The sequence below is a fragment of the Paenibacillus sp. FSL R7-0312 genome (assembly GCF_038004445.1).
In the GTDB taxonomy this organism is placed as follows: Bacteria; Bacillota; Bacilli; order Paenibacillales; family Paenibacillaceae; genus Paenibacillus_AQ.
On sequence record NZ_JBBORE010000001.1, the window covers coordinates 1 to 26,402 of the forward strand.

Genomic DNA, 26,402 nt, shown 5'->3' on the forward strand with positions numbered 1-26,402 from the left:
AAAGACATGTTTGTTTTCGTATCTAAATTAGTTATGGGTCCAACTGAAAACAATTCATTGAATGCTAAGACTTGGCATAGCTCCCGTTTGCCGATTTTACTTAGAGTTACTTTTAATGAACCTGCATCAGAGAGGCTGAAAACAAGATAGACATATTGTTGGAGTTCATTCATTTGTAATTTATGGTTGTGAACCGCCTCTATCTGGGTTTGAAGTATATTAACGAGTCCTGCTGCTAACTTTTTTTCTTCAATACTGCCGTCCTTACCATAACGATCTACTGTATTTAACAAATTGTAAAGGAACAACCGCAGATCATTTCCATCAAATTGATGTAGGCTATCGTAGAACTTCTCCATGGATATCCTCCTCACAGGGCATATCCACTATAGTACCATATATTGTAATAATCCTACCTCTAGTTGTATAGTAGCTACTGCCTCTGCCGCTATCGTTTATCTAGGGAGGAAGGAATATCTCTATTGTAGCATTTTCCATTTGATGCTATCATTAGTTTAATGACATATTGATTTAGGTTACCTATTTCAAAGAAAAGTGGGTGTGGTATTTTGCAGAAGAAAGAGATTAGTCTAGGTATACCTCGAAATGACGGGCAATTAAGTATTATATTAAATAAAGGGGGGGCACGTACTGGATCGGGGAAAAAACGGTTAGGTATAACAAAAAAGATATCCTTGACTCTAACAGAAGATAAATGGAAAAAAATTAATTCTTATTGTAATGCGAATGAAACATCTCAGTCAGAAGCATTGAGAAACATAATAAACCAATATTTTGAAAACTAAGGAGTGTCAATATTGCCGAGTATAGCTGAAAATATTGGTGATTATATAAAAGAATATCAAAGCAATAATTTGTTTTCAGGCGCGGTCTTGATTTCAAAACAATCTGAGATTATATACTGTGAAGGCCATGGAAAAGCAAGTTATGAGTTAGGTGTACCTATTACATCAAAAACAAAATTTAGGATTGGCTCCATCACAAAAACTTTCACAGCCGTTTCCATATTACAGTTGGTTGATAAAGGTTTACTAAAGTTAGATGATCGTATTGAAAAGTTTTTCCCGTCACAGAGAGAGGGGGACAAAATAACAATTAGCCACTTGTTGTCTCATACATCTGGTATTCAAAATTATACCGAAAATCCCACTATGAACGAATGGGCTAATGTTAACGTAAGCCCCGATGAAATATTCCAACGTTTTTCAAACAAAGAATTACAATCTAGTCCTGGAACTGAGTATTCCTATTCAAATTCAAACTACGTTATTCTTGGTATGGTAATTGAAAAAATAACCGGTAAATCTTATGATTCTGTTATTAAAGAAGGTATTTTCGACCCTTTGGGGATGCAAGATTCAGACATTGAAGTAGCTTTTAGAATTGTGGAGAATCGCTCAACAGGATATGAGCTGGATCAGTCGCAGTCACTAATTTACTCACCATTTTTTAACACCACTAACGCCTTTGCTACTGGGAATATTACCTCTACAGTTTCGGACCTCCATCTATGGGACAGCGCTTTATATTCCGACAAGTTCATCTCCCCCAGTCTTAAAAGCAAAATGTACAAACCTATATTATACAATTCACAATATGGTTACGGATGGTTTATACAAGACACTCCTTTCGGGCTAGTTGCTTTACATAGCGGGGGGATCTCTGGTTATACCTCAATGCTTTTAAGATTTTTAGATAGTGGAATAACAGTTATTGTACTCAGTAATATCTCGAATGATATTAGTGAGATTAGCAAGGGACTAGCTGCTATTGCTCATAACCCTTTATAAAATCCCAAATTAATAATACAATCTGACGCTAAAAAAGTGCCGTTTTTTGTTCCGACAGCTAGGCTCAACTGCCTATTGTCATAATGCTATCTTTTGCTGTTAGCTAATGAATACTCTAACTTTCTTTGCTTTTCCTTTCGATTACGTAAAATAACAAAAAACCGAATATCAGACCGCTAATTGTATGAGCTGTTGTTCCCGAAGTAATCAAAAGGTAGCCCAAAGGTAAAGCATTATATGAAATAGACAAACCAGACCAAAATAATAGTGGAAATAAGGAGACATAGAGTGAAGGTAAGCCGAAAATACAGAGCTTAATCCAATTTATTTTCCATTCTCCAGTCTTTCGCAGTAATTCAAATAATCTTAGTAAACCGAGTAATAATCCTAAGAAAATCGGAAAAAGAACAGAAAAGACAGCACTTGTTAGAGGGTGATACGTTATGCGTGCTTCTACCTCTAAATGATGTTGATAGCTTAATCCGAATATAAAAACTAAGCCCACGATTACTAAGAATCCCAAATAAACAAGTTATTTACCCAAATCTTATTCATTTGTTCACCTCCTCTTATTTAGTCACCTAGTATAACTTGATTCCGCACGCTCTTGTCTGTTAGCCCATCGTCTTTCTCCTATTTATGCATCCCTCCGTCACTTCCACCATTAGTCAGTCGACAGTCGTATTTTTCTCCTAAGTACAAATCAAAATGACTGTGTATATGCGTATTTGGTGAAAGGTCAGTTGTCATGTCCCAATCTATGCTAAAAGTTATTACGCTTGCATTGCTATATTGTCGTAAAGAGGTTATAGAATAAAAATGTTCATCTTTTTCAATTGATTTAAGGACTGGGATATGTTTTCTGAATCCAGATGGTTCAACCATAGGTTTAAAATGTTCTTCACTTCTCAAAGTTCCGAATACCGACTTCAAAAAGTCTTCGTAGAGTTCGTAAGAACTTGCCCATTTAGAGATATACTCAAAAGGTGGAAAACCTGGATTGTTGCCTGAAAGCTCCTTCCGTTGATATAACAACGCACAAATTTGCTCATCAATATTAAAAATCCGTTCATCATAATGCTCGGTTGGACGTTCAAATGGCATCCGTTTCATCATAGTCCTCCTTATGGCGTTTCTTTATATCAACGCCACCTATATATTAACATATAATGGAATATAAAGACCGATACTTTCTGTCATCTATCTCCTCTTGTTTGCTCGCTTCTTATGAGTTCTTGCAGCTTAACCAGAAACGGCTACACCGGACCCCGAGGGTCAGCATAGCCGTTTCTGGTTGTCCAATGGACTATAGCTTAATCTTCAAAACTACCTTCCGCACCGCCTCGGGCTTATCTGCTTCAATCCCTGTCATATGTCCGTCCTGCGGATAACACACGACAAGAGCACCTGGTCCTGCAGTTACCGCAGATTCTACTGCACCGGTGAAGAAGATTGCATCCTTCTCTGCGCTGTAGTCATCTCTCACATCAAGCTGCTCAATGGCAGCATAGCCGATCCGCTCTGTACCTTCCAGAATATAGTGCAGATCCAGATTCACGCGGTGCGCTTCCCAGAAGCATTCTCCGGCATCCTTGGTCTGATATTCGTTGATGAAATAGAACATCTCATCATTGACCTCATGGCGTCCGGCCGCTTGCCCGGTGAAATCGGTATCGCGCAGAAACTGCAGCCCCCTCTGGACCTTCTCTCCGTATGCAGCCTCATCTTTGAGCAAATGGCTAAGTGTATCAATAATCATGCCTGGAATCCCCCTGAAATCTCTGAATTATTCCCCGCCTTGCAGAATACCCAAATAATATATGATCCCGGCAGGCCAGGTCTATGTATTTGTTCATGTACTCTCCGCATATCTATTAAATAGTTACCTTTTAGGAGGCGGTTCAGTGCTTATTATTCTGATGTACATGTTTGCTGTACTTGGCGTTTCACTCCTGTTGTCAGCTGCGGTGCTTCAGTTCATACGTTGCCATCCCCAAGCACCCGGCAGGAAAGAGACCATCCATGCTCTGTCCGCATTCAATCTTAAGTTCCCCCAGCGGTTCATCACACCTGATGAATCCCATATGATCGCCTTGGATGAGGCCGGCCAGACTATGGCCATCGGTCTGCTGCATCCCGGCAGACAGGAGCCGGCGACAGCCACCATCTACACGTTCGATACCATTCTGGGAGCGGAGATCGTCGAGAATGCCTTAACGCTCAGCAAAGTCAGCAAAACCAGCCGGATTACGACCAGTGTGCCGAGAATCCGCCCAAGTGTAGCCGCCGCCCCCGGGTTCGCAGAAGCTGTCCAAGCCAGAAACAATGCCGAAGAGATCAACGAGCTGACGCTAAAAATCTATTTTAACAACGCGGACACGCCTGTCGTATCTATTCCCTTCCTGCCCAGGCTGAAACCGGCCCGAAAAACAGATCTTCAGTACTCCGCAGCCTTTCTGGAGGCTCAGCAGGTGCACGAAAGAATCCGCAATATCGTCTCGGCCTGAAACCATGCTTAGCGTGAGACTGCAGTGAAGCTATCAAGGGTCCGCCCTTGTCTAAGCTTATCCATGATTGTCAGCAGGAAGCTCTCCGCGAGACTGCCCTTCAGTATGGCGTCCGCAGCTTCATCCAGCGTAAACCATGCTGCATGATCCAGCTCAGCGCTCACCCTACTTAAGTCCTCCGTGTCAGCCACACTGATGAAATTAAGCATCAGCGTATTGGAAGGGGCGAAATACTGGCTGCGCATATATTCATAAGCGATGATCTCAAGCCCTGCTTCTTCCTGCACTTCGCGGATCAGCGCTGCCTCGGCGTTCTCCCCTTTATTCACGTAACCGGCCAGCAGGATATAATCCTTGCGGTTATACTGCTGGATGAGCAGGATTCTATCCAGCCCCCTGTTCAGCACCGCTGTACTCATCGCCGTGCTGAACACCGGGAACCGGAACGCAGCACAGGATTCACAGTATGGCACCTCCCCTTCTCCGTTACATTCCTTCAGGACCAGTCGGCTTCCACATTCGAGACAAAACTTCAAGTGTATCGCTTCTTTCTGTTATGGGTATAGTTCAGACTTATTCTAAGCGATTGCTGAAGAACACACCAGCCGTAATTCAATACCGCACATAGAACGCTTCCCGGCAAAAAAAACCCGCTCTCCAGTAAGACGCTATCGCCGGAGAGTTAATCCTTCATTTTATTGGCTTCTGCCGGTGCAATGGTAATTTCCAAGTTTCCAAGAAATCACACCCTTTTCGCTGCTTGCGGACAGGGTTTCTTCATGTTATGTGGAATACACTACAAGGGGGCCCGTCTGGCACGGGCATCATCACAACCAAGAGACGGAGGGAATTACAGTACATGAACATCATTAATTTCGCGCATCGCGGCGCATCGGCAGTCGCCCCGGAGAATACAATGGCGGCATTCCGCAAGGGTCTTGAGCTTGGCGCAACCGGCATTGAAACAGACGTGCAGATGACGAGTGACGGAGCAATAGTAATCATCCATGATGAGAATCTTAGCCGCACCACTACAGGCAGCGGATATGTGAAGGATAAGACGCTTCGTGAAGTGCTGGAGGTCGATGCAGGCTCCTGGTTCAGTCCTGAGTTCACAGGAGAGCGGATTCCGACACTTGACGAGTTGCTGGATCTGCTTCAGGGGCGTGAGACAGTACTTAATATTGAGCTGAAGAACGGCACGTTCCTATATCCCGGTATGGAGGAAAAGGTAATAGCCGCTGTACGGGAGCAGGGCATGAGTGAGCGGGTAGTCATCTCCAGCTTCAACCACTACTCCCTTGCTTATTGCAAGTCGCTGGCACCGGAGATCCGCACCGGCATTCTGTATGGTGAAGGCTTATACCGCCCCTGGGATTATGCGGCTACGCTTCAGGCGGATGCGCTGCATGCCCATTTCTCTTCCGTTCTGCCGGAGTTCGTCACCGATGCAGCGGAGAGCGGGATCGTCTATCATCCCTGGACTGTCAATGATCCCGAACGGATGACCTATCTGATTGAGGCCGGAGTAGCCGGCATCATTACGGACCACCCGGATGTCCTTGCCGGTCTGCTGGCAGCAAAGGGATTATAGTATTGGCATAAAGGCCGGGTTGGCTGCCGCTTCCGGATCATGAGCCGTCTGAAGCACTCAGGCAGCAGCCGTACCAAACAGAAACGGATACCGTCCTCTAAGGGATGGTATCCGTTTCTGCGTAAAGCTACAATGTCTCACACCTGGCTCATACCAGATTCATTCCAGCCTCGGCAACAATTGTAGATTAGAGCCGATTTCATGAGCAAAATGTTGTATTTCGGGAAGGATTTCACAAGCTATTGGGCTCTGGAGCTGCTGACCAGCTTCACAGGAGGAAGACTATTCTCCTGCTTATGAACCGCATAACGCCCGCTGCCCAGCTGCTTGGCATTGTACATAGCGGAATCAGCTTCCTGGAGCAGCCGCTTCCGGTCAATTCTGCCTTGGCTCATAGTGATGCCGACGCTCGCGGATACGAACAATTCATGCGTCTCCAATTTGTAATTCCGGGTGATATTCTCCAGAACCTTAAGGGCCAGCTGCTCCGCATCCTTGCGGCTGCAGCGTTTGGCGATGATGACGAATTCATCCCCGCCCACCCTGAAGATATGCCGTTTGCCTTTACGGGAAAATTGCTGCAGACTGCCGCCAACGGCTTCAAGCAGCACATCTCCCGCATGATGGCCGAGTGTATCATTGATCGATTTGAAGCGGTTAAGGTCAAGATATAATACCGCAAGCTGTTCGCCTGATTTGCAGTGATCCCAGAAATGATCCATTCCGTTCTTGTTGAGCAGCCCGGTTAAGGTATCCCGGTAGGCCAGTTCTTTCAGCTGCTCGCGCTCTCCGAGGAGCATACGCACACGCAGGAACAGGTACAATATTCCGGCGAGCGTAAGCGCATAGAGTGCCATAGTAATAAACAGATTGCTATCTTCAGCGGTGAACCCCGACAAAGTTCTCTTGCCCAGCAGGTGCATGCTGCCAAGACCGGCACTAATAACTAGTACAACCAGGCTCGTGCGGACCGCGCGGGCTCTTGGGTGACATTTGGAGAAATTCCGCGTCAGCCTGAGGATGCTGTACACCGTTAGCACACCAACGAGAATAGAGAATACAACCAGTATATAATTCCGGGCCTCTTCCAAATTACTCCGCCCTCCTTCTGATAATCCATATGATATATCGCATTTAAGCGCTACTGTACAGGGTTAGTCTGAACATATTCTAAACATATCCGGCAGGTAAGGCCGGGCTTTGCATGAATGCTAAGAATATTATCGGCAAACGCTGCAGGATTTGAGATGGTATGTTCTGGGACATATGGAAGAGAGCCACCCTTTGCGTGGGAGACTCTCTTCTATTCCAGAATCATCCAGACTGTCTATTCGTTCATATGTTCCACGTCATTGTACAGTTCGCAGGTCCAGCCGCCGGCATCTCTGATCAAGCGGGTAATTGATGTATTCTTCAGCACTACACTGAGATCCAGTGAGGGAACAAGTCCAGCCAGCGTACTGCGCAGAATGGCGCCATGACTGACTATGAGGACATTGCGCCCCGGATGGCGGGCGGCAACCTCTTCAACGGCCCGGACACCCCGCTGCTGAGCCAGGTCCCGGCTTTCCAGCTTCATATCCATCGTCTTCCACCCGCTGCCGAACCGCTCGATCCGTTCCTTCTCCGTAGTACCTTCTATTAACCCGCCATTCATTTCCCGAATCCCCGGGATCAGACCAGCCAGCGGAATCCCCAGCCTCCCGGCAATGACCTCCGCTGTCTGTCTGGCCCGCAGCATATCGCTTGAATAGATATAATCCCACGATTCACCGCTGAGACGCTCTGCAAGTACGGCTGCCTGCCGGAAGCCCTCCTCGTCCAGAGGATTATCCGTGTGGCCCTGTATCCGGCCTTCCTGATTCCAGAGTGTGCTGCCGTGCCGAATCAAGCCTATTCTTGTTATCATCGCTTCCCGCCTTTGTGCGAATATCCGTAAGTGATCTCATTATAAACGAACATCCCTCTCTATGCATGTTCCATTGACGGTCAACGGAGCCCGCTATATTATTGTATTTCAAGTGTTTCTTTCTGGAGTCCATTCCAGGGTTCATCCAAAATTGCAGTTATACTGCTACAATCTGAAGGAGATTTCGTTTACTATGAAAAGAATGTCTGTCCTCTTCACCGCTTTCTGTCTGCTCACTGTCCTTCTTGCTCCCCTGCAACCCCGGGCCGCTGCGGCGACATCAGCCAAACTTGCCATCTATGTTGATAAGGAGAACCATTCGTTCATTCCGCTAAGATTCCTGAACGGCTTCGCCGGCATACAGTCTGTAGTAAGCTCTACTGGAGGCCAGATCCAGGTAACACGTGATGATGTGTCTATTACCTTCACTCCAGGCAAGGCCGGAGCCTCCGTCAACGGCAAGTCCGTTACCCTGGGCGAACGTCCCTTTAGCGGGAATGGCATGACCTATATTCCATTGTCTCTCGTCAGCCAAACGCTTGGCATACAGCTCCAGTGGAATAAAGATTCCGCAGCGCTTACCCTCACGAGCGGCGGGGCAACAGCCACCCTGCCCGTGCAGAACGGCGCCCTGTTCAAGTGCGGTACGCCTGCTGTAGTCAGCGGCAAGCATACCTATAAGGTCGGCGGACGTTCCTTCGCCGTGCAGACCGTTACAGTCTCCCTGCTGCATCCGTCAGTGAAGCTGGATGCCGTCCTTGCCGGAAATACTGTCGGCAAGACAGAGGCGCTCGCCAGCATCGCTAAGCGCAGCAATGCCGCAGCCGCCATCAACGGCACCTTCTTCGATGCCTACACCAAAGGCACCTACTATGCACCTTACGGCTATATTATCAGCGGTGGCAAAATGCTGAAGAACAGCCCCGGCGACAAGCGGACGGTCTTTGCCTATGACGGCAACCTGCTGGCTGAGCTGATCCCAGGCAGCGAATTCATGAACCGCTTCAACGCCGGCTCCATTCAAGGCGCATTGCAGGCAGGCCCGCGGCTGCTGGTGAACGGCAAGATATCCCTCAATGTGCTCACCGAGGGCTTCAAGGACCCTAAGATACTGACAGGCGGAGGCTCCCGCAGCGCGCTGGGTCTGACCCGCGACCACAAGCTGATTCTGTTGACCTCCGGCGGGGCAACCATCCCCCAGCTGGCGGAAATTATGAAGCAGGCTGGTGCGTACCAGGCGATGAATCTGGATGGCGGCGCCTCAAGCGGCCTCTACTATAACGGCAAATATCTGACCACACCCGGCCGCCTGATCAGCAACGCATTGGTCGTCCAGACCAAATAATATCCGGCTATAAGTATCTATATGGAGGCATTTCTCCCATCCTGAACAGGTTGGAGAAATGCCTTTTTCGCGTTCATAAGCCTGTAATTCAACCACTGACTCCGTAAATCAGGCAGAATAAGGAATCCACCTGCGGGGGATAATACAGCCAAAGAATCCAGAATCCAGCAGAAAGGAGCCCCCGAAGATGCCGCAGAATCAGCAGAAAGGCCGGAAGACAGGCAAAGATCCCGTGGAAACCTCTGTGCCCGCACCGCTCCCGCTGAACGCCTCACTTGAGGTGAATTTGCAGGAAATCGGAAAGCGGATCGGCAGCAGCTCGGATATCGTTATCCGCAACTTCACCAATGAATCCTTAAGCTCCCTTTCCCTTACGTTCATATATATTGACGGTCTGGTGAATGCCGATTCTGTCAACCAGACGGTGCTCCAGCCATTGATGGAGAATGTGACACTGAAAGGAGATACGATTACCGCCGAAGCGGCCTTCAGTATGATCAAGGACCAGATGCTGCCGGTCGGGGGCGTCAAGGAAGGCAAAACGCTGGAAGTTCTGCTGGCTCTGCTTTTTGAAGGCTATACGCTGATTCTGTTCGAAGGACTTCAGGTCGCACTGGCCGCAGACACCTCCGGCTGGGAGAAGAGAAGCATTAACGAGCCGACCTCCCAGGGTGTCATCCGCGGTCCGAAGGAGGGCTTCACGGAAAGTCTGCGCACGGGCACCTCCATGCTGCGCCGCCGGCTCAAAACTACCGATCTGCGGATCGAAGAATATAAAATCGGCCAACGTACCCAGACCGGAATCGCCATCATTTATTTGAAGGGCATCGCCAGTGAACAGGTGCTGACAGAAATCCGCCGCCGGCTTAATGCCATTAATACGGATGCCATTCTGGAGAGCAACTATATTGAAGAATTCATTCAGGACGGTGGCCTGACCCCCTTCCCTACCATTCAGAACACAGAACGTCCCGATGCTGTAGCCGGAGGTATTCTGGAAGGCCAGATCGGGATTATTATTGACGGCACGCCCTTTGCGCTGCTGGCGCCTTCTACCTTCTTCAACTTCTTTCAGTCCAGTGAAGACTACTACCAGCGGTACGATATCTCCTCCTTTCTGCGGCTGATCCGCTACGGGGCTTTCTTTGTGTCGATGCTGCTGCCCGCACTCTATATTGCTGTCACTACCTTTCACCAGGAAATGCTGCCGACCACCCTGCTGATCAGTCTCGCTGCCCAGCGCGAGGGGGTACCGCTGCCCGCGCTGGCGGAAGCGCTGCTCATGGAGCTCACCTTCGATGTGCTGCGCGAAGCCGGGGTACGCATGCCGCGTACCATCGGACCGGCTATCTCCATTGTCGGCGCACTGGTGCTGGGGCAGGCTGCCGTTCAGGCCGGTCTTGTCTCGGCGGCTATGGTTATTGTGGTTTCTTTTACCGCTATCTCGAACTTTGTGATACCGTCACTGGCGATTGCCAACTCCATCCGCCTGATCCGCTTTGTAATGATGTTCATCGCTTCAACGCTCGGCTTGTTCGGCATCATGTCCTTCATGATGGTGCTCCTGATTCATATGGCGGGACTGCGTTCCTTCGGCGTTCCCTATCTGTCTCCGGTAGCGCCGATGATTCCGCGTTATCTGAAGGATATCTTCATCCGCGTCCCGCTATGGAGTATGACCATGCGTCCCAAAACCGATCTGGGCAAAGAAACCCGCAGACAAGGACCCAACCAGAAGCCTCAGCCAGCTGAAGGAGCGAATCAAAAATCTACGGAACAGCCTAAGCCGCAGGGAGAGGATCCAGCTTGAACGGAAAAATCGGCACTACCCAGGCAGCTATGCTCGTTGTCAATACGATTCTGCCGACGGCCACCGTCGTGCTGCCCATCATTATCACGAGCTATGCTGAACAAGACGCACCGCTGTCCATTATTATGTCAACGCTGGCGGGGCTGCTCATCGCGGCCATTGTCGGGACAGTAATCCGCTATAGCAATGGGGCTCCTTTTCTGGACTGGGTTGGGGAGAAAACCTCCCCGGTTATCTCTACCATCCTCGGTCTGCTGATGCTGCAGTTCTACCTGGACACAACAGCAACAATTCTGCGCGAGTTCGTCAATTTCCTCAAGGACAATGTGCTGATCAATACACCAGTAACCGTACTGGTTATCCTCATTCTGTTCATTACCATCTACATGGTAAGACAGGGGATTGAAGCCATCTCCAGAGTGAACAGCCTTGTCATTCTGCTCTATTTATTCTTCACACCGCTGTTTCTGTTCGGATTGTACCATGATCTGAATGTGCATCAATTACTGCCGATGTTCGATCATACGCTGGCTGAATTGACGCTGGCCAGTCTGACGCCGACAGCATGGATGTCCGAAGTCGCTGTACTGTTGTTTCTGGCTCCCTATCTTCAGTATCCATCGAGGGCACGGGTCATTGGCTGGACAGGGCTTCTATTTGTATCTGCTCTGATGTTGCTCACACTAGTCTCGGCTTTAATGGCCTTTGGCCCGCACTTTACAAAGCTGACTGCCTATCCCGGATTTTCGACCGTTAGCATCATACGGATCGGGAGGTTCATTGAGAAGCTGGATATTCTCTTTATCTCCTATTGGGTGCTGTCCATCTATCTGAAATTAGCTATTTTCCTGTTTGTGACGGTAGAGTGCTTCAAGCAGACCTTCCGGGTCAGCAGCAGCCGTCCGTTCATTGGTGCTTTAGGTCTGGTCATTGCGCTGGAATGTCTGTTCACATGGCAAAACCCGGCCAAACTCAACCAGTATAACAAAGAAGGCCGTTTCCTGGTCTTCTTCCTGTTCAACGTACTGGTTCCGCTGGGAGCGGTTCTGCTGTACCGGTTCCAGAAATCGAGATCCAAACGGAAAGGGTGGGAAACATGAATAAACCGGGAAGAACGCTGTGCCTTATACTCATGGTCCCGCTTCTATCCGCGCTTCTCTCCGGCTGCTGGGATAACCGCGAACTGAGCGAGCTCGGCATTACTTCGGGTTCGGCTTATGACTGGGAGAACAACGAGTGGAAGGCCACCTATCAGGTCATCAATCCTTCCTCAGGTTCAAGCGGCATGGGAGGCAGCGGAGGCGGCAGTACAAGTTCTCCGCCATTCCTCACCTTCACGGTAAAAGGCAGGACGATCATGGAAGCCATTGAAAGAAGCAATCTGACCAGCACCCGCGAGATGTTCTTCTCTCATTCACGGATTACCGTCATCGGGGAAAGCCTGGCTAAGCACGGGATTAACCAACTGCTGGACCTGTTCCTGCGCAAGCAGGATGCCAGGGAAACAGTATATATGTTTATTTCCCAGGGAGATGCCGGTGATATTCTGGATCAGCTGATGCAGATGACCAAGAATCAGGGCGCCGGCATCCAGCTTATGATTGAGCAGGAAGCAAAGCTCCTCTCCTATTATCCCGGCACCCGCCTGTATGAGCTGGCCATGGCACTCTCCTCTGAATCCGGCAGTGCGGTATTGCCGGAAATCCGGCTCACCGGACCTAAGATTATGGATGAGACCAGTGAGACCGGAGTTACGGACCTGCCCTCGCGCCTGGAGCTGGGAAGGCTGGGTGTGCTAAAGGGTGAGAAGTTTGTGGGCTGGCTTAACCAGAAACAAGCCTTCGGATTATCTTTTATGACTGACAATATCGAGTCCGCTACTATAGCCTTTGCATCCCAGCCCGCAATAAGCGGCAAGCCGGATGCTTCATTTATTCTCCAGAATTCAACTACTTCCGTGCGTCCGGTCTGGGCCAAGGATCATTATATTATGGATATAAATATCAAAGGCAGCGGTGTGCTCACCGAGCTCGGTAGCGTTATGGATTTGAATGACCGCGCTGCCATCACCGGAATGGAGGAATCCCTCGAACAGCAGGTGACGGAGCTCGTGAATACCTCTTGGGCGGAGATCAAAAAGCTGGGTGCTGACGTCACGGGATTTGCGGTGAGAATTCACCGCAGCGACCGCAAGCACTGGAAGCAGATTGAGAAGGAGAAGAGCTGGGACAGCGTATTTAAGGAGATTGAGATCCGCCCGCATGTCTCGTTCCAGATTGAACGGACAGGCCTCAGCAATAAATCGTTCAAATCCGTCCAGCAGGAGTAAAGGAGCTTCACTATGAAAATAGCCATAACTCTTCTACTCTATGTGATTGCATTCTTATGGGGCTGGACCAAGCTGCGCGGACCAGGCCGCAAGCTGCACCGGCTCTGGTTCGGCTGCATCCTTGGCTATTGCGCCTATATTAATATATGCGGGATTACTGAAACGCCCCATTTCTCGCTGGGTATCTTCTATACGGCGTTCTTCCAGCCTGTAGGCAGAGCCATTATCTATTGGTTAGGAGGCTGATTTCGGACCATGCCCAAGAAAGAACAGGTCACTTCCCTGCAAATCGCGTTCATGATCATGCTGTTTGAAATCGGCAGCACGCCGCTGTTTCTGCTTGGTGGCAAGGCCAAGCAGGATTCCTGGCTGGCGATGTGTACAGGTTCTGCTGCCGGATTCATCCTTCTGCTTCTTCTGATGTGGATCCAGCACCGTTCTCAGGATACAGATCTGATTGGTATGCTTAAATTCCATTTCGGCAAGGTTCCAGGATCATTCATCGGAGGAATCTACAGCTTATATTTCGCCTACCAGTCCATGCGTAATGTCCGTGATCTGGGTGAATTGACGTCAATGACTCTGCTTCCAAGAACGCCAATGTCGATCACGATGATAATCTTTGTACTTCTTGCCCTGTATGCTATCTGGAAGGGGGCTGAGGTTATTTTCAGGCTGCCTGAGGTTCTGCTGCCGGTGATGATCTTCTTTTACATTGTGCTTGTTGTGCTGCTTGGAATAATGGGTTCCATTGATTTCACCCGCCTGGGTCCTGTCTTGGATGGCGGACTGATGCCGGTTGTCAAAGCTGCGCTGCCGGATATCGTCTCGTTCCCCTTCGGGCAGATGATTGTGTTCCTGATGCTGTGGTCTCTATGGGATAAGCCTGGTGTGCCCGTAAAATATACAGTGAACGCCTATCTGCTCATCAGTCTGTTCCTGATCTTCATGAACGCGCTCAATGTGGCGGTTCTCGGTCCGACCATAGCGGGGATCAGCCAGCTGCCTTTTCTCAAAACTGTCCGGACCTTATCGAACCTCAAGTTTGTGGAACGGCTCGATATCCTGGTGACCATCCAGCTCTTCCTGGGGCTGCTGATTAAGATGATGCTCTTCTATTTCTGTTCGGTAAAAGCTATTGCGGAGCTGACCGGCAAACCGGCCAAGTGGTGGGTCTTTCCGGTAGGCGCCGTTATCTATGGAGCTTCCTTTCTGGAGCGCGACTACACACAGCATATTGCCATCGGCCTGGGCCCAAGCCTTAAGCTTGATCCGGTGTTTCAAGTCGCCATCCCGCTGCTGCTGGCTATTTCCATCCTGGTGCGCAGCGGGTCTAAGCGATCCACTTCGTAGGCCGGTCCCGGCCTGGCTTCATCACCCGGCGGCTCTGCAGAAGGTTGGCAAAACGGGTTGTTGAAGGTACACTGGCTGTAAGAATCAGTTATCTGCCCAGGAGGAACAAGCCAATGGCCAAAGCCGATTATATGCTGTCTATACTCTGGATGCTGAAGCAGCGCAAAAGAACGGCCGCCGAACTGGCAGACGAGCTTGAGCTGAGCGTCCGCTCGATCTACCGCTACATCGATGCGCTGTGCGCCAGCGGTGTCCCTGTAGAGGCCGATGCCGGGCCGGGCGGCGGCTTCTGGCTGCCGGAGCAATTCAGCACTGCTCCGCTATTCTTCAATGATGGAGAACGGCGGGCACTTGTACAGGCATCTGCCTTTGCCAGGGGGAGCGGCTACCCTTACGTTGATGCGCTCGACGGGGCAATTGCCAAGCTTAAGCGTTACAGCAATGAGGCCCAGCTGTCGCAGATGGAGCGCCATGAGAGCGGACTTGCGATCCTCCACTCCCCTGGAGAGCACCCTTCGCTGCTGCTTGAAGAACTGGAAGTCTGCACTGCGGAGGGTCTCTCTCTTCAGATGGAATACCGCAAGGGGAACGGTACCCCGGCGTCCTCCCGGTGCATCGACCCTTATGGTCTGGTGATGTGGAAGGGCCAGTGGTATCTCTCCGGCTTCTGCCATCTGCGCCAGGATATCCGCAACTTCCGGGTGGACCGGATCATCGGACTGCAGCGGACAGGGGCAGCCTTCCTTCGTCCTGACGGATTCTCGGCACGAGATTTCTTATTGCAGAGGCTGCTTCCTGCAACGGAGGAGGACTCTGAGTTAACCGCTGTGGTCATCGAAGCGGCCGAAGCCACCCTGAACGATCTGTGCAGTCACTGGCTATTCGGGCATACGCTGGAGCGGCGCAGCACGGGAAGTGCCCGGTTTCTGCTGAATCAGGCTGCCTTACACAGCTACGCCCCTTATTTCCTGTTGCCTTACGGCAAATCGCTGGCCATTGTGGAACCCGCGTCCCTCAAGCACAAGCTGTCCAGGGTTGCTGCGGATCTTGCCGAACATTATAAGGACTCTTAATCTCCTGAAGGATCACTGACCGCAGTTGTCAGTGATCCTTGTGTATATTGTTCATGAATCCAATAATGCCAGGAGGAACAGGGAATGAGAGAATTGAAGTATGACTTCTATATCGGTGCTGCCGTGGCAGAAGTATGGGAGGTTCTAGTCTCCCCGGAGAAGGTCCGGCAAATCTATTACGGAAGTGTAATCCGCTCCAGTTTTGTTGTGGGTGAGCAGCTGGAGTATGTAGGCCCGGGGGCAGCCGGGGAAGAGACGGTACATGTCTACGGCACTCTGCTCGAATATGTTCCGCAGCAGACGCTGCGCTATACCCATAGGACCGGCCCCGCTTACCTCACGAATAGAGAGAATTATGAGTCTGTCATCTCCTGGAAGCTGGAGCCAGCGGGCGGCTGTACCAGGCTGACACTGGTTCATGGAGACTGGCATCCGGATGATCCTTCCTACGATGCCAGCAACAGTTCATGGTGGCAGATTCTCTGCAATACGAAGACGCTGGCAGAAACCGGCCGCACACTGGATTTCGGCAGCCAGGAGTAGCAGCAGACAGCCTCCGCCTATGTTCAAACAATCGTCACCACAGAATAGACGCTTCTAATTTATTACTCTTCCGTATCCCTGCTATAAAGAGGCCTGTGCCGCTTTTATAGCAGGGATTATTTTTTCTTTCCCTAGGGAAACATTCTTGTTGCAAGGACAAATTTATTCACATATACTATTATTGTGGCAGGCCGCAATAATCTATGCCGCGTGCACAATACACTATATAAATGCATACTCCATACTTATGGCTATATATTCATTCATTCCATTTCATACGAAAGAAGGAGATCTTATGGCTGAAGCCGTTATTCCATTGTCAGAGGCTGTGAACGGCAGTACGCTGCGCATCAGCGGCATTGAAGTTCAAGGTGTGCTGCGGAGAAGACTGCTTGATCTGGGATTCGTCGTCGGGAATAGCGTAGAAGTGCTGCGGCGCAGCCCGCTGGGAGATCCTACGGCATTCCGGGTAAGCAATACGACGATTGCCCTGCGCCGGGAAGAGAGCTCTTTAATCTACGGGCAATTAATGGGAGGCGGTGAAGGATGAGCCAGTACACGGTCGCTTTTGCAGGCAATCCCAACACGGGTAAGAGCACGCTGTTCAATCTGCTGACCGGCATGCGCCAGCATACCGGCAACTGGGCAGGCAAAACCGTAGTCACCGCCGAAGGCGGGTTCTACCACAAGAACCACACGTACCTGGCTGTGGATCTTCCGGGCACCTACTCGCTCTACTCCAACTCCGCCGATGAAGAGGCTGCGAGGGACTATATTATTTTTGAACAGCCGGATGTAACGCTAGTGGTCCTGGATGCTACCTCGCTGGAACGCAATCTTAACCTTGCCCTGCAGGTACTGGAGATCACCGGCCGTGCCGTGGTCTGCATCAATCTGATTGATGAAGCCCGCCGGCTTGGAATTGATATCAATCTGAAGCGGATCTCCAAGAGGCTCGGCGTTCCCGTAACCGCTATTTCTGCCCGTAACAAAATCGGTATTGAAGCGCTGCTTGATCAAATCGAGCGCGTGGCCACGGGTGCATTCAAGGCAGAGCCGCTGAAAATCACCTACAGCACCGACATTGAGCAAGGCATTGCCGAGCTGATTCCTATGGTTGAGCAGACCATCGGTTCGAGATACCCCGCCCGCTGGATTGCCCTCCGGCTGCTGGATGGTGATCACAGCCTGCTTACTTCACTCAAAGCCCGCATGGGCCGCAAGGATATTCCCGTAAGCGAGGAGGTGGTCGGCCATGGAATCACCGCATGCCATTAACGGTCACGACCCGGTGGATTCTCTGCTCGCGGCCGCTAAGAAGCTGGCTGATCAAGGGGGAATCCGCGATGAGATTGTCAGCGGGATCTACGGCGTATCCGCCGCCATCTGCAGCGATGCAGTCACTTACCAAGATAAGAAGAAGCTTGGCAGCACCTATAAACTGGATAATATCGTTACCTCCAAGCTCTGGGGCTTCCCCATCATGCTTGCCGGTCTCGGCCTGGTATTCTGGATTACGATTGCCGGGGCCAACTATCCTTCAAGCTGGCTTGCCTCCCTCTTCAGCTGGATCGAGGGCTATCTGACTGCAGGATTCACCGCTCTTCATGCGCCGGCCTGGCTGCATGGCGTCCTTGTGCTCGGATTGTACCGCGGAACCTCATGGGTCATCAGTGTCATGCTGCCGCCGATGATGATTTTCTTCCCGGTGTTTGCGCTGCTGGAGAATTTCGGGTATCTGCCCCGGGTAGCCTTTAACATGGACCGCCTGTTCAAGAAATCCGGCGGCCACGGCAAGCAGGCCTTAACGATGTCGATGGGCTTCGGCTGCAATGCTGCCGCCATTCTCTCGACCCGCATTATTGAATCGCCCCGTGAACGGATGCTGGCTATTCTGACCAACAACTTCGTGCCCTGCAACGGCCGCTGGCCCACACTTATCCTGCTCTCCTCCATGTTCATGGTCGGAGCCGCTACAACCGGAATGCTGCGCACCTTCTCCACGGCTCTGGTACTGATGGGCATCGTGCTGGTCGGCATTACCGTAACTCTGAGTGTATCCTGGGTCATGTCCAGAACAGCGCTGCGCGGTGTGCCTACCCATTACACGCTGGAGCTTCCGCCATACCGCCGCCCGCAGATCTGGAAGACAATCATCCGCTCCTCCAAAGAGAAATCGCTTAATGTGCTGACCCGTGCTATCGTCGTAGCCGCACCGGCCGGCATTATCACCTGGATTCTCGGCAATGTGTTTGTCGGCGGGGAGAGCGTGCTTAACCATATGGCTGCATTCTTTGATCCTTTTGCCCAACTGCTCGGCATGGACGGCTTCATTATTATGGCCTTCATCCTGGGGCTCCCGGCCAATGAGATTGTGCTGCCCATCCTGCTCATGGGCTACATGTCCTCGGGTGCCATGGTCGATATTGAAGGTCTTGGCAGCATCAAGGATATCTTCCTGAGCCACGGCTGGACCTGGCTGACTGCACTGAATATGATGTTGTTCTCCCTGCTGCATTATCCTTGCGGCACCACGCTGGTGAACATCTACAAGGAGACCAAAAGCATGAAGTGGGCGGTGCTCTCCGCCGTCATTCCGCTCGGCATCGCCATCGCGGTAACCTTCCTGGTTGCAGCCGCTGCCCGGCTGTTCGGCTGGGTATGATGGCACGCCGCTGGCCCGTCTCTCTGCCGCTTTAGGGCGGGGGGAGCGGGATGTTGGGGCGGACGTTGGGGCCGGACGATGAGCGGGGCATCGGGGCCGGGCGATGAAGCGGGACGCCCGGGCTAGGCGATGGAGTGGAGCGTCGGGGCCGGACGGAATGCCAGGGAGAAAATGTGCGGGCGGTGCTGCATTAGGCTACGATTCCACTGCCATGCATTTAACGCCGCTTGGTGCATTATCGGGGGGCTGGTGATTCGGGGGCTTCACGGTACTTTCGGGGCTTGCTGCCCCTTCCTCCCCTTCCTCTTCAAAATCCTGCACGAAATACAACATTCCCATCGCGATAAGCGATGAAAATCGAAATTGTTGTACAGAATACAAGATTTCCCTTATTTTTATTGAATTTATGTAAAAATTATTGTATTTTCTGCAACAATTCTCTTTAATGGCCCGGTATCTCTACTCAAAGTTGTAATTTGTGCAACATTTGAATCAGTTCATCTTATTATCAGTGATGGGAAGGCTGCTATTTAGGAGTAGCGTTACATACGGGCTGCATAACTTTATTTCGCGCACGCAAAAGCCTAAAATTACTCTGGATCAAAAACTCCATAAATTTGCGAAAATCATCCAAGCCACTCTCCAGCTAATCTCATATTATTCTCCAGCTACTCTACAAGCACCTCTACTACTGCTCTACTCCTACTCCACACGTACTCTTCAACTACACTCCATGCTACTCTACAAGCAACTCTATTACCGCTCTACTCCTACTCTAAAACCGCTCTCCAGCCACTCTCTGCTATACCACATACTACTCAACAAGCACCTTTACTACTGCTATACTCCCACTCTACATCTGCTCTCCAGCTACTCTCCAGCTACTCTCCAGCCTCCCTCATCCTACTCTAATGTCCCTCCTACCCTACCGCTCCAGCTGCTGCCGATCCCTCCCGTGACCCTCCGTCTTGGCTATTTGACTCCCCTTCTGCTTAATGTTAGGGTGATTTGGAAGCCATAATTTTCCGGGAGGGAATGTTCATGACAGCAGTGAAGCTCAGTATCGATTACGATGCATTTGAAGAAGGTAAGCGGATAGAGACGGAGATTGAACAATTGAGCAAAAGCCCCGAAGCCGCTGGAGTAAGCAGTCTGACGATTGGGGATTGGGGGCAAGCCTACGAGAACAGCTCGGAGGATGCCGTCCAGGCGCTGGTGAAGCACAGTGCAAGTTTCCCTGCGTTGCGCAAGCTTTTTATTGGGGAAATGGGGTATGAGGAATGTGAAATTTCGTGGATTACCCAAACGGACCTCTCTCCACTGCTTCCCGCTTATCCGGAGCTGCAGTCATTGACTGCGCAGGGCGGCACGGACTTGCGGCTGAGCCAACTGCAGCATGAGAAGCTCGAGGAACTGATTATTATAACAGGCGGACTCGGTAAAAATGTCCTGGCCGATATCGCCGCCGCCAATCTGCCTAATCTGCAAAAGCTGGAATTATATCTAGGCGTGGACAACTACGGCTTTGACGGCGGTCTGGAAGACCTGTATCCGCTGATCGAACCCGGAAAGTTCCCCAAGCTTACCTATCTGGGACTCAAAAACAGTGAAATCCAGGATGAAATCGCTGCAGCCTTAGCCGATGCACCTATTCTGGATCAGCTCGAGACGCTCGACCTGTCACTCGGAACCCTTAGCGATACCGGCGCCGAGGCGCTGCTCGCCAGCGGGAAGATCAAAGGACTAAAGCTGCTCAACTTGAGCCATCATTATATGTCTGACGGAATGATTCAGCGCTGGAAGAACAGCGGACTGCCTGCCGATGTCAGCGACCAGCAGAAAAGCGACGACGAGGATGACTGGCGTTATCCGTCGATCACCGAGTGATGCCACCCGTAGAGCCGCTGATTGTGTTCTGCAATCCCGGCGACAGGCGCTCGGAAGGCATCCAGCAGGCGCGAAGCCGCCTCGGCATGCCTCCGGCAGTCCTGATTCCGTACGCTGGGCTGTTGCAGGGCCAGCCGCTGGCTGATTTGCTGGAGCAGACGGGGTATAGGCTGGACATGCTACCGGTGCGGGAGCAGCCGCTGGGCGGAGTGTCCGGGCAGGCGGGGCAGCGGGTTGATGCAATGCAGGTACTGGATGCATTGCAGGGACAAGCAAAGGTGAATTCACCGGCACCGGACAGATTGCCGGAGCTAACAGAGCTGGCTGCCCAAGGCCGCGACATCAGCCGGCTGGCCATGCCGGCCGCATCTGCCCCCGCAGCGCCTGCCCCGGACACGGCCCCGCCGCTGCTGCGGCTGGAGTCGCCGGGCGGCAGCTTCGAAACCGAGCGCGCCCTGATCGCGCTCGGTGCACCGGATGCGCCAGACGCAGACGACTCGCTGCATCCTTACGGCGGCCAGCCGGACCTCCGTCCGCTGAGCTTCAAGGCGGCCGGCGCGCTCAAGGATATGCCCGGCGTGCTGCATCATCCGTCCCAGTGGTTCCGCGGCTACTGCCGGCTGCTGGCCCGGATTCAGCGTGAAGCCGCGCAGCTCCTGCCCTCCGCCCGCTGGACCAACCATCCCGGCGAGATCGCCGCGATGACCGATAAACGCCGGACGCAGCAGATTCTGGCCGCGGCTGGCGTCCCTATTCCCCGGCCGCTCAGGAGCAGCAGCGGACAAGCACCCGTGGACTACGCCTCCCTCCGCGGGCTGATGCTCTCGCAGCGGATGCACCGCGTATTCATCAAGCTGGCCAGCGGCTCAGCCGCATCCGGCGTCATTGCCTATCAGCTCCATCCGGCAACGGGAGCCGAGGTGGCGGTCACTACCATCGGGGTCGAGAGCTATATCACCCGCCCCCCGGTGTATTATAATTCCGGCAAGCTGCGGCGCTATACGGACTCTGCGCTCCTCGCCGGAATCATCAATTGGCTCTACCGCCACGGCGCCTATGCCGAGCAGTGGATTCCGAAGCCCGGCGCGGGCGGGCAATCGTTCGATATCCGCCAGCTGGTTGTTGCCGGTGTGGCCTGCCACTCGGTTGCACGGGTAAGCAGCACACCGATAACGAACCTGCATCTGCGCAGCCGCCGGATGACCCCGGCCGAAGCCGGTCTCACGGAGGACATGCAGGCAGAGGTACGGCATACGGCCGAGCAGTCTCTGGCTGCTTTTCCGCGTTCCTCCGTGGCGGGAATTGATGTACTCTTGGGGAGCACCGGGCGGACGTATACGGCGGATGTGAACCCTTTTGGCGACTTATTGTACGATGTGGAATACCACGGCTGCAGCACCTATGAATGGGAAATGAAACAGCTATCCGGGAGGAACCTGGCCCTATGACCGATATGAATGCCGTTGTCGGCACCCACGATATCTTAATGATTACGCTCGATACGCTGCGCTATGATGCCGCTGTTCTGGAGGAGGCCAATTGTCCCAATCTGTGCGGCAGCGGTTCCTGGGAAAAGCGGCATACACCCGGCAGCTTCACCTATGCGGCCCATCACGCCTTCTTCGGCGGATTCCTGCCCACTCCGGCCACTACGAATAAGGCTGAGCATGTGCGGCTCTTCCATTCCCGGAATACCGGCCTTGCGACGCATCCCCATACCTGGCTGTTCGATACGCCGGATATGGTGTCCGGGCTGGCGGCGGCGGGATATCAGACGGTGTGTATCGGGGGCGTCATCTTTTTCAGCAAAAAGGTTCCCCTCGCCCGTGTCCTGCCCGGTTACTTCCAGCATAGCTACTGGCGGATGACGTTCGGGGTGACGAACCCGCGCTCCACGGAGCATCAGGTAAATCATGCGCTCAAGATACTGAACAATACCGCGCTGGACCAGCGATTGTTTATGTTCATTAATGTCTCGGCGATCCACGGCCCGAATCATATGTTCCTGCCTGGGGCGAAGCGTGATTCTGTGGACAGCCAGCGCGCTGCCCTCCGCTATGCCGACGGTGAACTGGGGCGTCTGTTTGCTGCCTTCCGCGAACGCGGTAACCCTGTGTTCTGCCTGGCGTTCTCCGATCATGGAGAAGCTTACGGTGAAGACGGCTACCAGGGCCACCGGCTGGCGCATGAAACGGTATGGAATGTTCCTTACCGCGAATTTTTTATATAGCTGTACTATCCCGCAAAAGGAAGGAGAACGTATGACGTCAATCCGGCAATCCACTTATTACAAGAGCAATGACGGGCAACCTCCCTTCTCCTCCGGGGAGCTTCAGGAATGGACCGGACAGATTACGGCCAATCCTTACCGCAATTATCTCTATTCCTATCCGCACAAGACCGCTTACCGCGAGTTCGCGGCCCCCATTTCTTTAGAGGAACTGTGGCGGGACGAGCCTGCGGAGAGTTTCTTCTTATATATGCATATTCCCTTCTGCGGCGCACGCTGCGGCTTCTGCAACCTGTTCACCCTGCCCGATAAAAGAGCGAATGTCCACGCCGAGTACGTAGACGCGCTGGAACGGCAGGCGAAGCAGTGGGCTGCTTTTACCAGTCACAAACCTTATGCGCGCTTCGCCATCGGCGGCGGAACGCCAAGCCTGCTGGCTCCCGCGCAGTTGAACCGGCTGTTCGGCATTGCTGCGGATATCATGGGAGTGGATCTCTCAGCCACATCCATCTCCGTCGAAACCTCACCCGAGACGCTGACGGAGGAGAAGCTGTCGATTCTGAAGGAGCATGCCGTGGACCGGGTCAGCATGGGCATCCAGAGCTTCGTGGCCGCCGAGTCGGCTGCCATCTACCGGCCGCAGGACCCGGACGTGGTATACCGGGCGCTTGAGCTGCTGGGCAAATATGATTTCCCCATCCTCAATCTGGATCTGATCTACGGACTTCCGGGGCAAACGGTGGAATCATGGCTGTATTCGCTGAATCAGGCGCTGCTGCATGAGCCGGAGGAGATCTTCATCTATCCGCTCTACACCCGTGAGCATACGATTGTGAAGCCGGGCGATCTGCTGCGTCAGAGTGATATCCGCCATGAGTGCTATCAGGCTGCATGCCGGCTGCTGGCGGAGCATGGCTACCGCCAGTACTCGATGCGCAGGTTCGCCAAGGAGGATGCAGGAACCGGGAAGGATCTTCTGGATTACAGCTGCCAGGAGGAAGGCATGGTCGGCCTCGGCTGCGGCGCCCGTTCCTATACCCGGAATGTACATTATGCCTCCCGCTACGGCGTCAGCCGCAAAGCTACAGAGAGCATCATCGCTGACTATGTAGCAGCCGAACGTTATGATACTGCTGACTACGGGATTGTACTGAGCCTTGCAGAACAGAAACGGCGCTTCATTCTCAAAGCTATCCTGCATAGCGAAGGTCTCACCGTGGCAGATTACAGCAGGAGATTCGGTTCTGCGGTCCGGGAAGATCATCCCGAGCTGGGCCTGCTGGTACAGAGCGGCTTCGCCAAGGATGAAGAGGGCATCCTGCGGCTGACTCCGGATGGGCTCGGCTACTCCGATTCCATCGGGGACTGGTTCATCTCCGGCGAGATCAGGGAGCAGATGAAGGGGTTCATCCTGCCATGAAGGCGGTCCTCTACTACCGCGGCTCCCTCTCCTCCTGCAACTATGACTGCCCTTACTGCCCCTTCGGCAAAATAAAAGACAGCGCCGCTACCCTCGCCAAAGACCGTGAGCATCTTACGGCCTTCGTCCACTGGGTGTCGGAGCAGGGAGCGGCAGGCCACCGGCTGTCTATTTTCTTCAATCCCTACGGGGAAGGACTGACACACCGCTGGTACCGGGACGCGCTAATCACTCTATCCCATCTGGAGCATGTGGACAAAGTCGCCATCCAGACGAATTTGTCGGCCCGGCTTGATTTCACCGCAGAGCTGAATCCGGCCAAATCCGCCTTCTGGGCGACCTATCATCCCGGGCAGGTGAGTGAGGAACGGTTCCTGGCGCAGTGTATGACTGTATACGGGCAGGGCATTCCATTCAGCGTGGGCAGTGTAGGTGTTCATGGCGCTTTTCCGGCTATTGCCTCGTTGCGTGCCGCCCTGCCGGAGGATGTCTATCTGTGGGTGAACGCCTACAAGGACAAGCCGGACTATTATACCCCTGAGGATATAAGCTTTCTTAGCGGCATAGATCCTTATTTTCAGATCAATGCTGCGGACTATGACAGTCTCGGCAAACCCTGCAATGCAGGCAGCCATGTGTTCTATGTGCAAGGCCCGGGTCTCGTGAAACGCTGCTACAAGGACCGGGCTGTCATCGGCAACCTCTACCGCGACGGCCTCGAAGGTCTGACCGCGCAGCGGAGCTGCCGGATGAAGGTCTGCGACTGTTATATCGGCTATATTCATATGCCGGAGCTGGGCCTGGAGCAGATTTACGGCTCCGGATTGCTGGAGCGGATCCCTTACGGCGCGGAAGAGAGAATCCCAGACGAAATGAGGGAAATGGGGATTCAGCGGTGAGCGGGTTTGGGTTGGCAGATTGGGTTGGCAGATTCGATAGAATGGATACGGCGATGGATAGATACCGCTAAGGTCGGGCGAGTTCCAAACACACTTTCTCTTCTATATGTGTATTTCGTACAATTAAAAGAAGGATAAACACCGGATGTGTGCGGATAAGTGTATGCTGTACAACTGAAAATGGCCGAAGGCGCTCATTTGGGGAAAGTCTGTCCTTTTAGTTGTAGAAAGTGCAGCTATTAGACTGGAAAGACAATGGCTGGTGATTTTAGTTGTAGTAAATACAGTTATTGTCGGATGAGGTTCTTAGCTTCGAGCAGAAGTCTGGTTCTATCTCCTAGGCCGCTATTTCGAAAGAGTACCGTTCAATGGATAGAGCAAATGTGGCTACAATATGGCTACAATATGGCTACAAGGTGGCTACAATGAAGCGAAAAGTTACGGGAGGACAAAGCAATGACGGCTCAGCTACATGCTCAGACACAAACAGGGGTAACGATATGGCTCACCGGCCTGTCCGGGGCGGGCAAGTCCACGCTTGCCGCTCTGCTCAAGGACCGGCTGCAGGAGCAGGGCCGGGCAGTCGAATGGCTTGACGGTGATGAGCTGCGGCGCATACTGGGCCGGGGCCTTGGCTTCAGCCGCGAGGACCGGCTCGAGAATATCCGCAGGGCGGTCTATATCGCCGGCCTGCTGAACCGGCACGGCGTCGTCACCGTGGTCTCGGTGATCAGCCCTTATGCCGACATGCGCAGCTATGCCCGCGGGGAGCTGCCGGGGTTCGTGGAGGTCTATGTAGACTGCCCTCTCCCCGTGTGTGAAGCGCGGGATGTCAAAGGGCTTTACGCCAAGGCCCGCTCCGGTGAAATCCCGGCCTTCACCGGGATCTCCGATCCTTATGAGGCTCCGGACCACCCGGAGCTGAGGCTGCACACGGCAGAGCGTACCCCAGAGGAATGCGTGGAGGAAATGATAGACTGGCTTACGGAGAACCGGCTCTATCAGCCGTGGCGCTAAAGTTAGAGTT

General features: G+C 52.4%; 26 protein-coding genes. 20 read left to right on the top strand and 6 right to left on the bottom strand.

Annotated features, from left to right (window positions below; genetic code table 11):
• The coding region (locus tag MKX70_RS00005; protein WP_340839317.1) for a DUF1835 domain-containing protein at positions 1-359 on the bottom strand (359 nt) is incomplete at its 3' end.
• A gap of 459 nt (positions 360-818) precedes the next feature.
• Here MKX70_RS00005 and MKX70_RS00010 point away from each other — a divergent pair.
• Positions 819-1,811, top strand: coding sequence for a serine hydrolase domain-containing protein (locus MKX70_RS00010; protein WP_042233059.1), 993 nt, complete (start codon positions 819-821; stop codon positions 1,809-1,811).
• Positions 1,812-2,444: 633 nt separating this feature from the next.
• Here the strand turns inward: MKX70_RS00010 and MKX70_RS00015 are convergent.
• Both MKX70_RS00015 and MKX70_RS00020 read right to left on the bottom strand, forming a co-directional pair.
• On the bottom strand, positions 2,445-2,927 hold the full coding sequence (locus tag MKX70_RS00015) for a hypothetical protein (RefSeq protein WP_340839318.1): 483 nt from the start codon (positions 2,925-2,927) through the stop codon (positions 2,445-2,447).
• 190 nt (positions 2,928-3,117) lie between these two features.
• On the bottom strand, positions 3,118-3,570 hold the full coding sequence (locus tag MKX70_RS00020; RefSeq protein ID WP_340839319.1) for a YhcH/YjgK/YiaL family protein: 453 nt from the start codon (positions 3,568-3,570) through the stop codon (positions 3,118-3,120).
• 145 nt (positions 3,571-3,715) lie between these two features.
• On the opposite strand from MKX70_RS00020, the gene MKX70_RS00025 reads away from it, so the two are divergent.
• The gene (locus MKX70_RS00025) at positions 3,716-4,318 is read left to right on the top strand and encodes a hypothetical protein (RefSeq protein WP_340839320.1); all 603 of its coding nucleotides are present in this window, start codon (positions 3,716-3,718) and stop codon (positions 4,316-4,318) included.
• An 8-nt stretch (positions 4,319-4,326) separates the two neighbouring features.
• Here MKX70_RS00025 and MKX70_RS00030 read toward each other — a convergent pair whose 3' ends face one another.
• The gene (locus tag MKX70_RS00030; RefSeq protein WP_340789859.1) at positions 4,327-4,791 is read right to left on the bottom strand and encodes an NAD(+) diphosphatase; all 465 of its coding nucleotides are present in this window, start codon (positions 4,789-4,791) and stop codon (positions 4,327-4,329) included.
• Between the two features lie 386 nt (positions 4,792-5,177).
• Here MKX70_RS00030 and MKX70_RS00035 point away from each other — a divergent pair, with 386 nt between their 5' ends.
• Positions 5,178-5,912: a glycerophosphodiester phosphodiesterase gene (locus MKX70_RS00035; protein ID WP_042233051.1), complete on the top strand. Its 735-nt coding sequence runs from the start codon at positions 5,178-5,180 to the stop codon at positions 5,910-5,912.
• Between the two features lie 239 nt (positions 5,913-6,151).
• Here MKX70_RS00035 and MKX70_RS00040 read toward each other — a convergent pair whose 3' ends face one another.
• Both MKX70_RS00040 and MKX70_RS00045 read right to left on the bottom strand, forming a co-directional pair.
• A complete protein-coding gene (locus MKX70_RS00040) occupies positions 6,152-7,003 on the bottom strand; it encodes a GGDEF domain-containing protein (RefSeq protein ID WP_052416008.1) in 852 nt (283 codons plus the stop codon).
• Between the two features lie 236 nt (positions 7,004-7,239).
• A complete protein-coding gene (locus MKX70_RS00045) occupies positions 7,240-7,821 on the bottom strand; it encodes a histidine phosphatase family protein (RefSeq protein ID WP_331281899.1) in 582 nt (193 codons plus the stop codon).
• 193 nt (positions 7,822-8,014) lie between these two features.
• Here MKX70_RS00045 and MKX70_RS00050 point away from each other — a divergent pair, with 193 nt between their 5' ends.
• The 17 genes from MKX70_RS00050 to cysC all read left to right on the top strand — a co-directional run bounded on the left by MKX70_RS00050 (position 8,015) and on the right by cysC (position 26,392).
• Complete coding sequence (locus MKX70_RS00050) at positions 8,015-9,166, top strand: phosphodiester glycosidase family protein (RefSeq protein WP_340839321.1); 1,152 nt, start codon at positions 8,015-8,017, stop codon at positions 9,164-9,166.
• A gap of 187 nt (positions 9,167-9,353) precedes the next feature.
• A complete protein-coding gene (locus tag MKX70_RS00055; RefSeq protein WP_081956386.1) occupies positions 9,354-10,976 on the top strand; it encodes a spore germination protein in 1,623 nt (540 codons plus the stop codon).
• Positions 10,973-12,076 carry a GerAB/ArcD/ProY family transporter gene (locus MKX70_RS00060; RefSeq protein ID WP_340789864.1) on the top strand — a complete coding sequence of 368 codons (1,104 nt, stop codon included), beginning with the start codon at positions 10,973-10,975 and terminating at the stop codon, positions 12,074-12,076. Before MKX70_RS00055 ends, MKX70_RS00060 begins: the two co-directional genes overlap by 4 nt.
• A complete protein-coding gene (locus tag MKX70_RS00065) occupies positions 12,073-13,305 on the top strand; it encodes a Ger(x)C family spore germination protein (protein ID WP_340789866.1) in 1,233 nt (410 codons plus the stop codon). The genes MKX70_RS00060 and MKX70_RS00065 overlap by 4 nt, the downstream gene beginning before the upstream one ends.
• 12 nt (positions 13,306-13,317) lie before the next feature.
• Positions 13,318-13,551, top strand: a complete 234-nt coding sequence (locus MKX70_RS00070; protein WP_042233044.1) for a hypothetical protein — start codon at positions 13,318-13,320, stop codon at positions 13,549-13,551.
• Between the two features lie 9 nt (positions 13,552-13,560).
• Positions 13,561-14,658, top strand: coding sequence for a GerAB/ArcD/ProY family transporter (locus tag MKX70_RS00075; protein ID WP_340839323.1), 1,098 nt, complete (start codon positions 13,561-13,563; stop codon positions 14,656-14,658).
• Positions 14,659-14,771: 113 nt separating this feature from the next.
• Positions 14,772-15,731 carry a helix-turn-helix transcriptional regulator gene (locus MKX70_RS00080; protein WP_042233040.1) on the top strand — a complete coding sequence of 320 codons (960 nt, stop codon included), beginning with the start codon at positions 14,772-14,774 and terminating at the stop codon, positions 15,729-15,731.
• A gap of 84 nt (positions 15,732-15,815) precedes the next feature.
• Positions 15,816-16,274, top strand: coding sequence for an SRPBCC domain-containing protein (locus MKX70_RS00085; protein WP_042233038.1), 459 nt, complete (start codon positions 15,816-15,818; stop codon positions 16,272-16,274).
• Positions 16,275-16,569: 295 nt separating this feature from the next.
• Positions 16,570-16,824 (top strand): FeoA family protein, encoded by a 255-nt coding sequence (locus MKX70_RS00090; protein ID WP_042233036.1) that lies wholly within the window; start codon positions 16,570-16,572, stop codon positions 16,822-16,824.
• Positions 16,821-17,552 (top strand): FeoB small GTPase domain-containing protein, encoded by a 732-nt coding sequence (locus tag MKX70_RS00095; protein ID WP_042233034.1) that lies wholly within the window; start codon positions 16,821-16,823, stop codon positions 17,550-17,552. The genes MKX70_RS00090 and MKX70_RS00095 overlap by 4 nt, the downstream gene beginning before the upstream one ends.
• Positions 17,530-18,939 (top strand): nucleoside recognition domain-containing protein, encoded by a 1,410-nt coding sequence (locus MKX70_RS00100; protein ID WP_042233031.1) that lies wholly within the window; start codon positions 17,530-17,532, stop codon positions 18,937-18,939. The genes MKX70_RS00095 and MKX70_RS00100 overlap by 23 nt, the downstream gene beginning before the upstream one ends.
• 1,041 nt (positions 18,940-19,980) lie before the next feature.
• Positions 19,981-20,826: an STM4015 family protein gene (locus MKX70_RS00105; RefSeq protein ID WP_042233030.1), complete on the top strand. Its 846-nt coding sequence runs from the start codon at positions 19,981-19,983 to the stop codon at positions 20,824-20,826.
• Positions 20,826-22,274, top strand: coding sequence for an STM4014 family protein (locus MKX70_RS00110; protein WP_340839324.1), 1,449 nt, complete (start codon positions 20,826-20,828; stop codon positions 22,272-22,274). Before MKX70_RS00105 ends, MKX70_RS00110 begins: the two co-directional genes overlap by 1 nt.
• Entirely contained in the window at positions 22,271-23,056 is a 786-nt protein-coding gene (locus MKX70_RS00115) for an STM4013/SEN3800 family hydrolase (protein ID WP_042233026.1), read from the top strand. Before MKX70_RS00110 ends, MKX70_RS00115 begins: the two co-directional genes overlap by 4 nt.
• A 31-nt stretch (positions 23,057-23,087) precedes the next feature.
• The gene (locus MKX70_RS00120) at positions 23,088-24,476 is read left to right on the top strand and encodes an STM4012 family radical SAM protein (protein ID WP_340789875.1); all 1,389 of its coding nucleotides are present in this window, start codon (positions 23,088-23,090) and stop codon (positions 24,474-24,476) included.
• The gene (locus tag MKX70_RS00125) at positions 24,473-25,375 is read left to right on the top strand and encodes an STM4011 family radical SAM protein (RefSeq protein WP_340839325.1); all 903 of its coding nucleotides are present in this window, start codon (positions 24,473-24,475) and stop codon (positions 25,373-25,375) included. Before MKX70_RS00120 ends, MKX70_RS00125 begins: the two co-directional genes overlap by 4 nt.
• Positions 25,376-25,831: 456 nt before the next feature.
• Entirely contained in the window at positions 25,832-26,392 is a 561-nt protein-coding gene (gene cysC, locus MKX70_RS00130) for an adenylyl-sulfate kinase (protein ID WP_340839326.1), read from the top strand.
• Positions 26,393-26,402 lie beyond the last annotated feature (10 nt).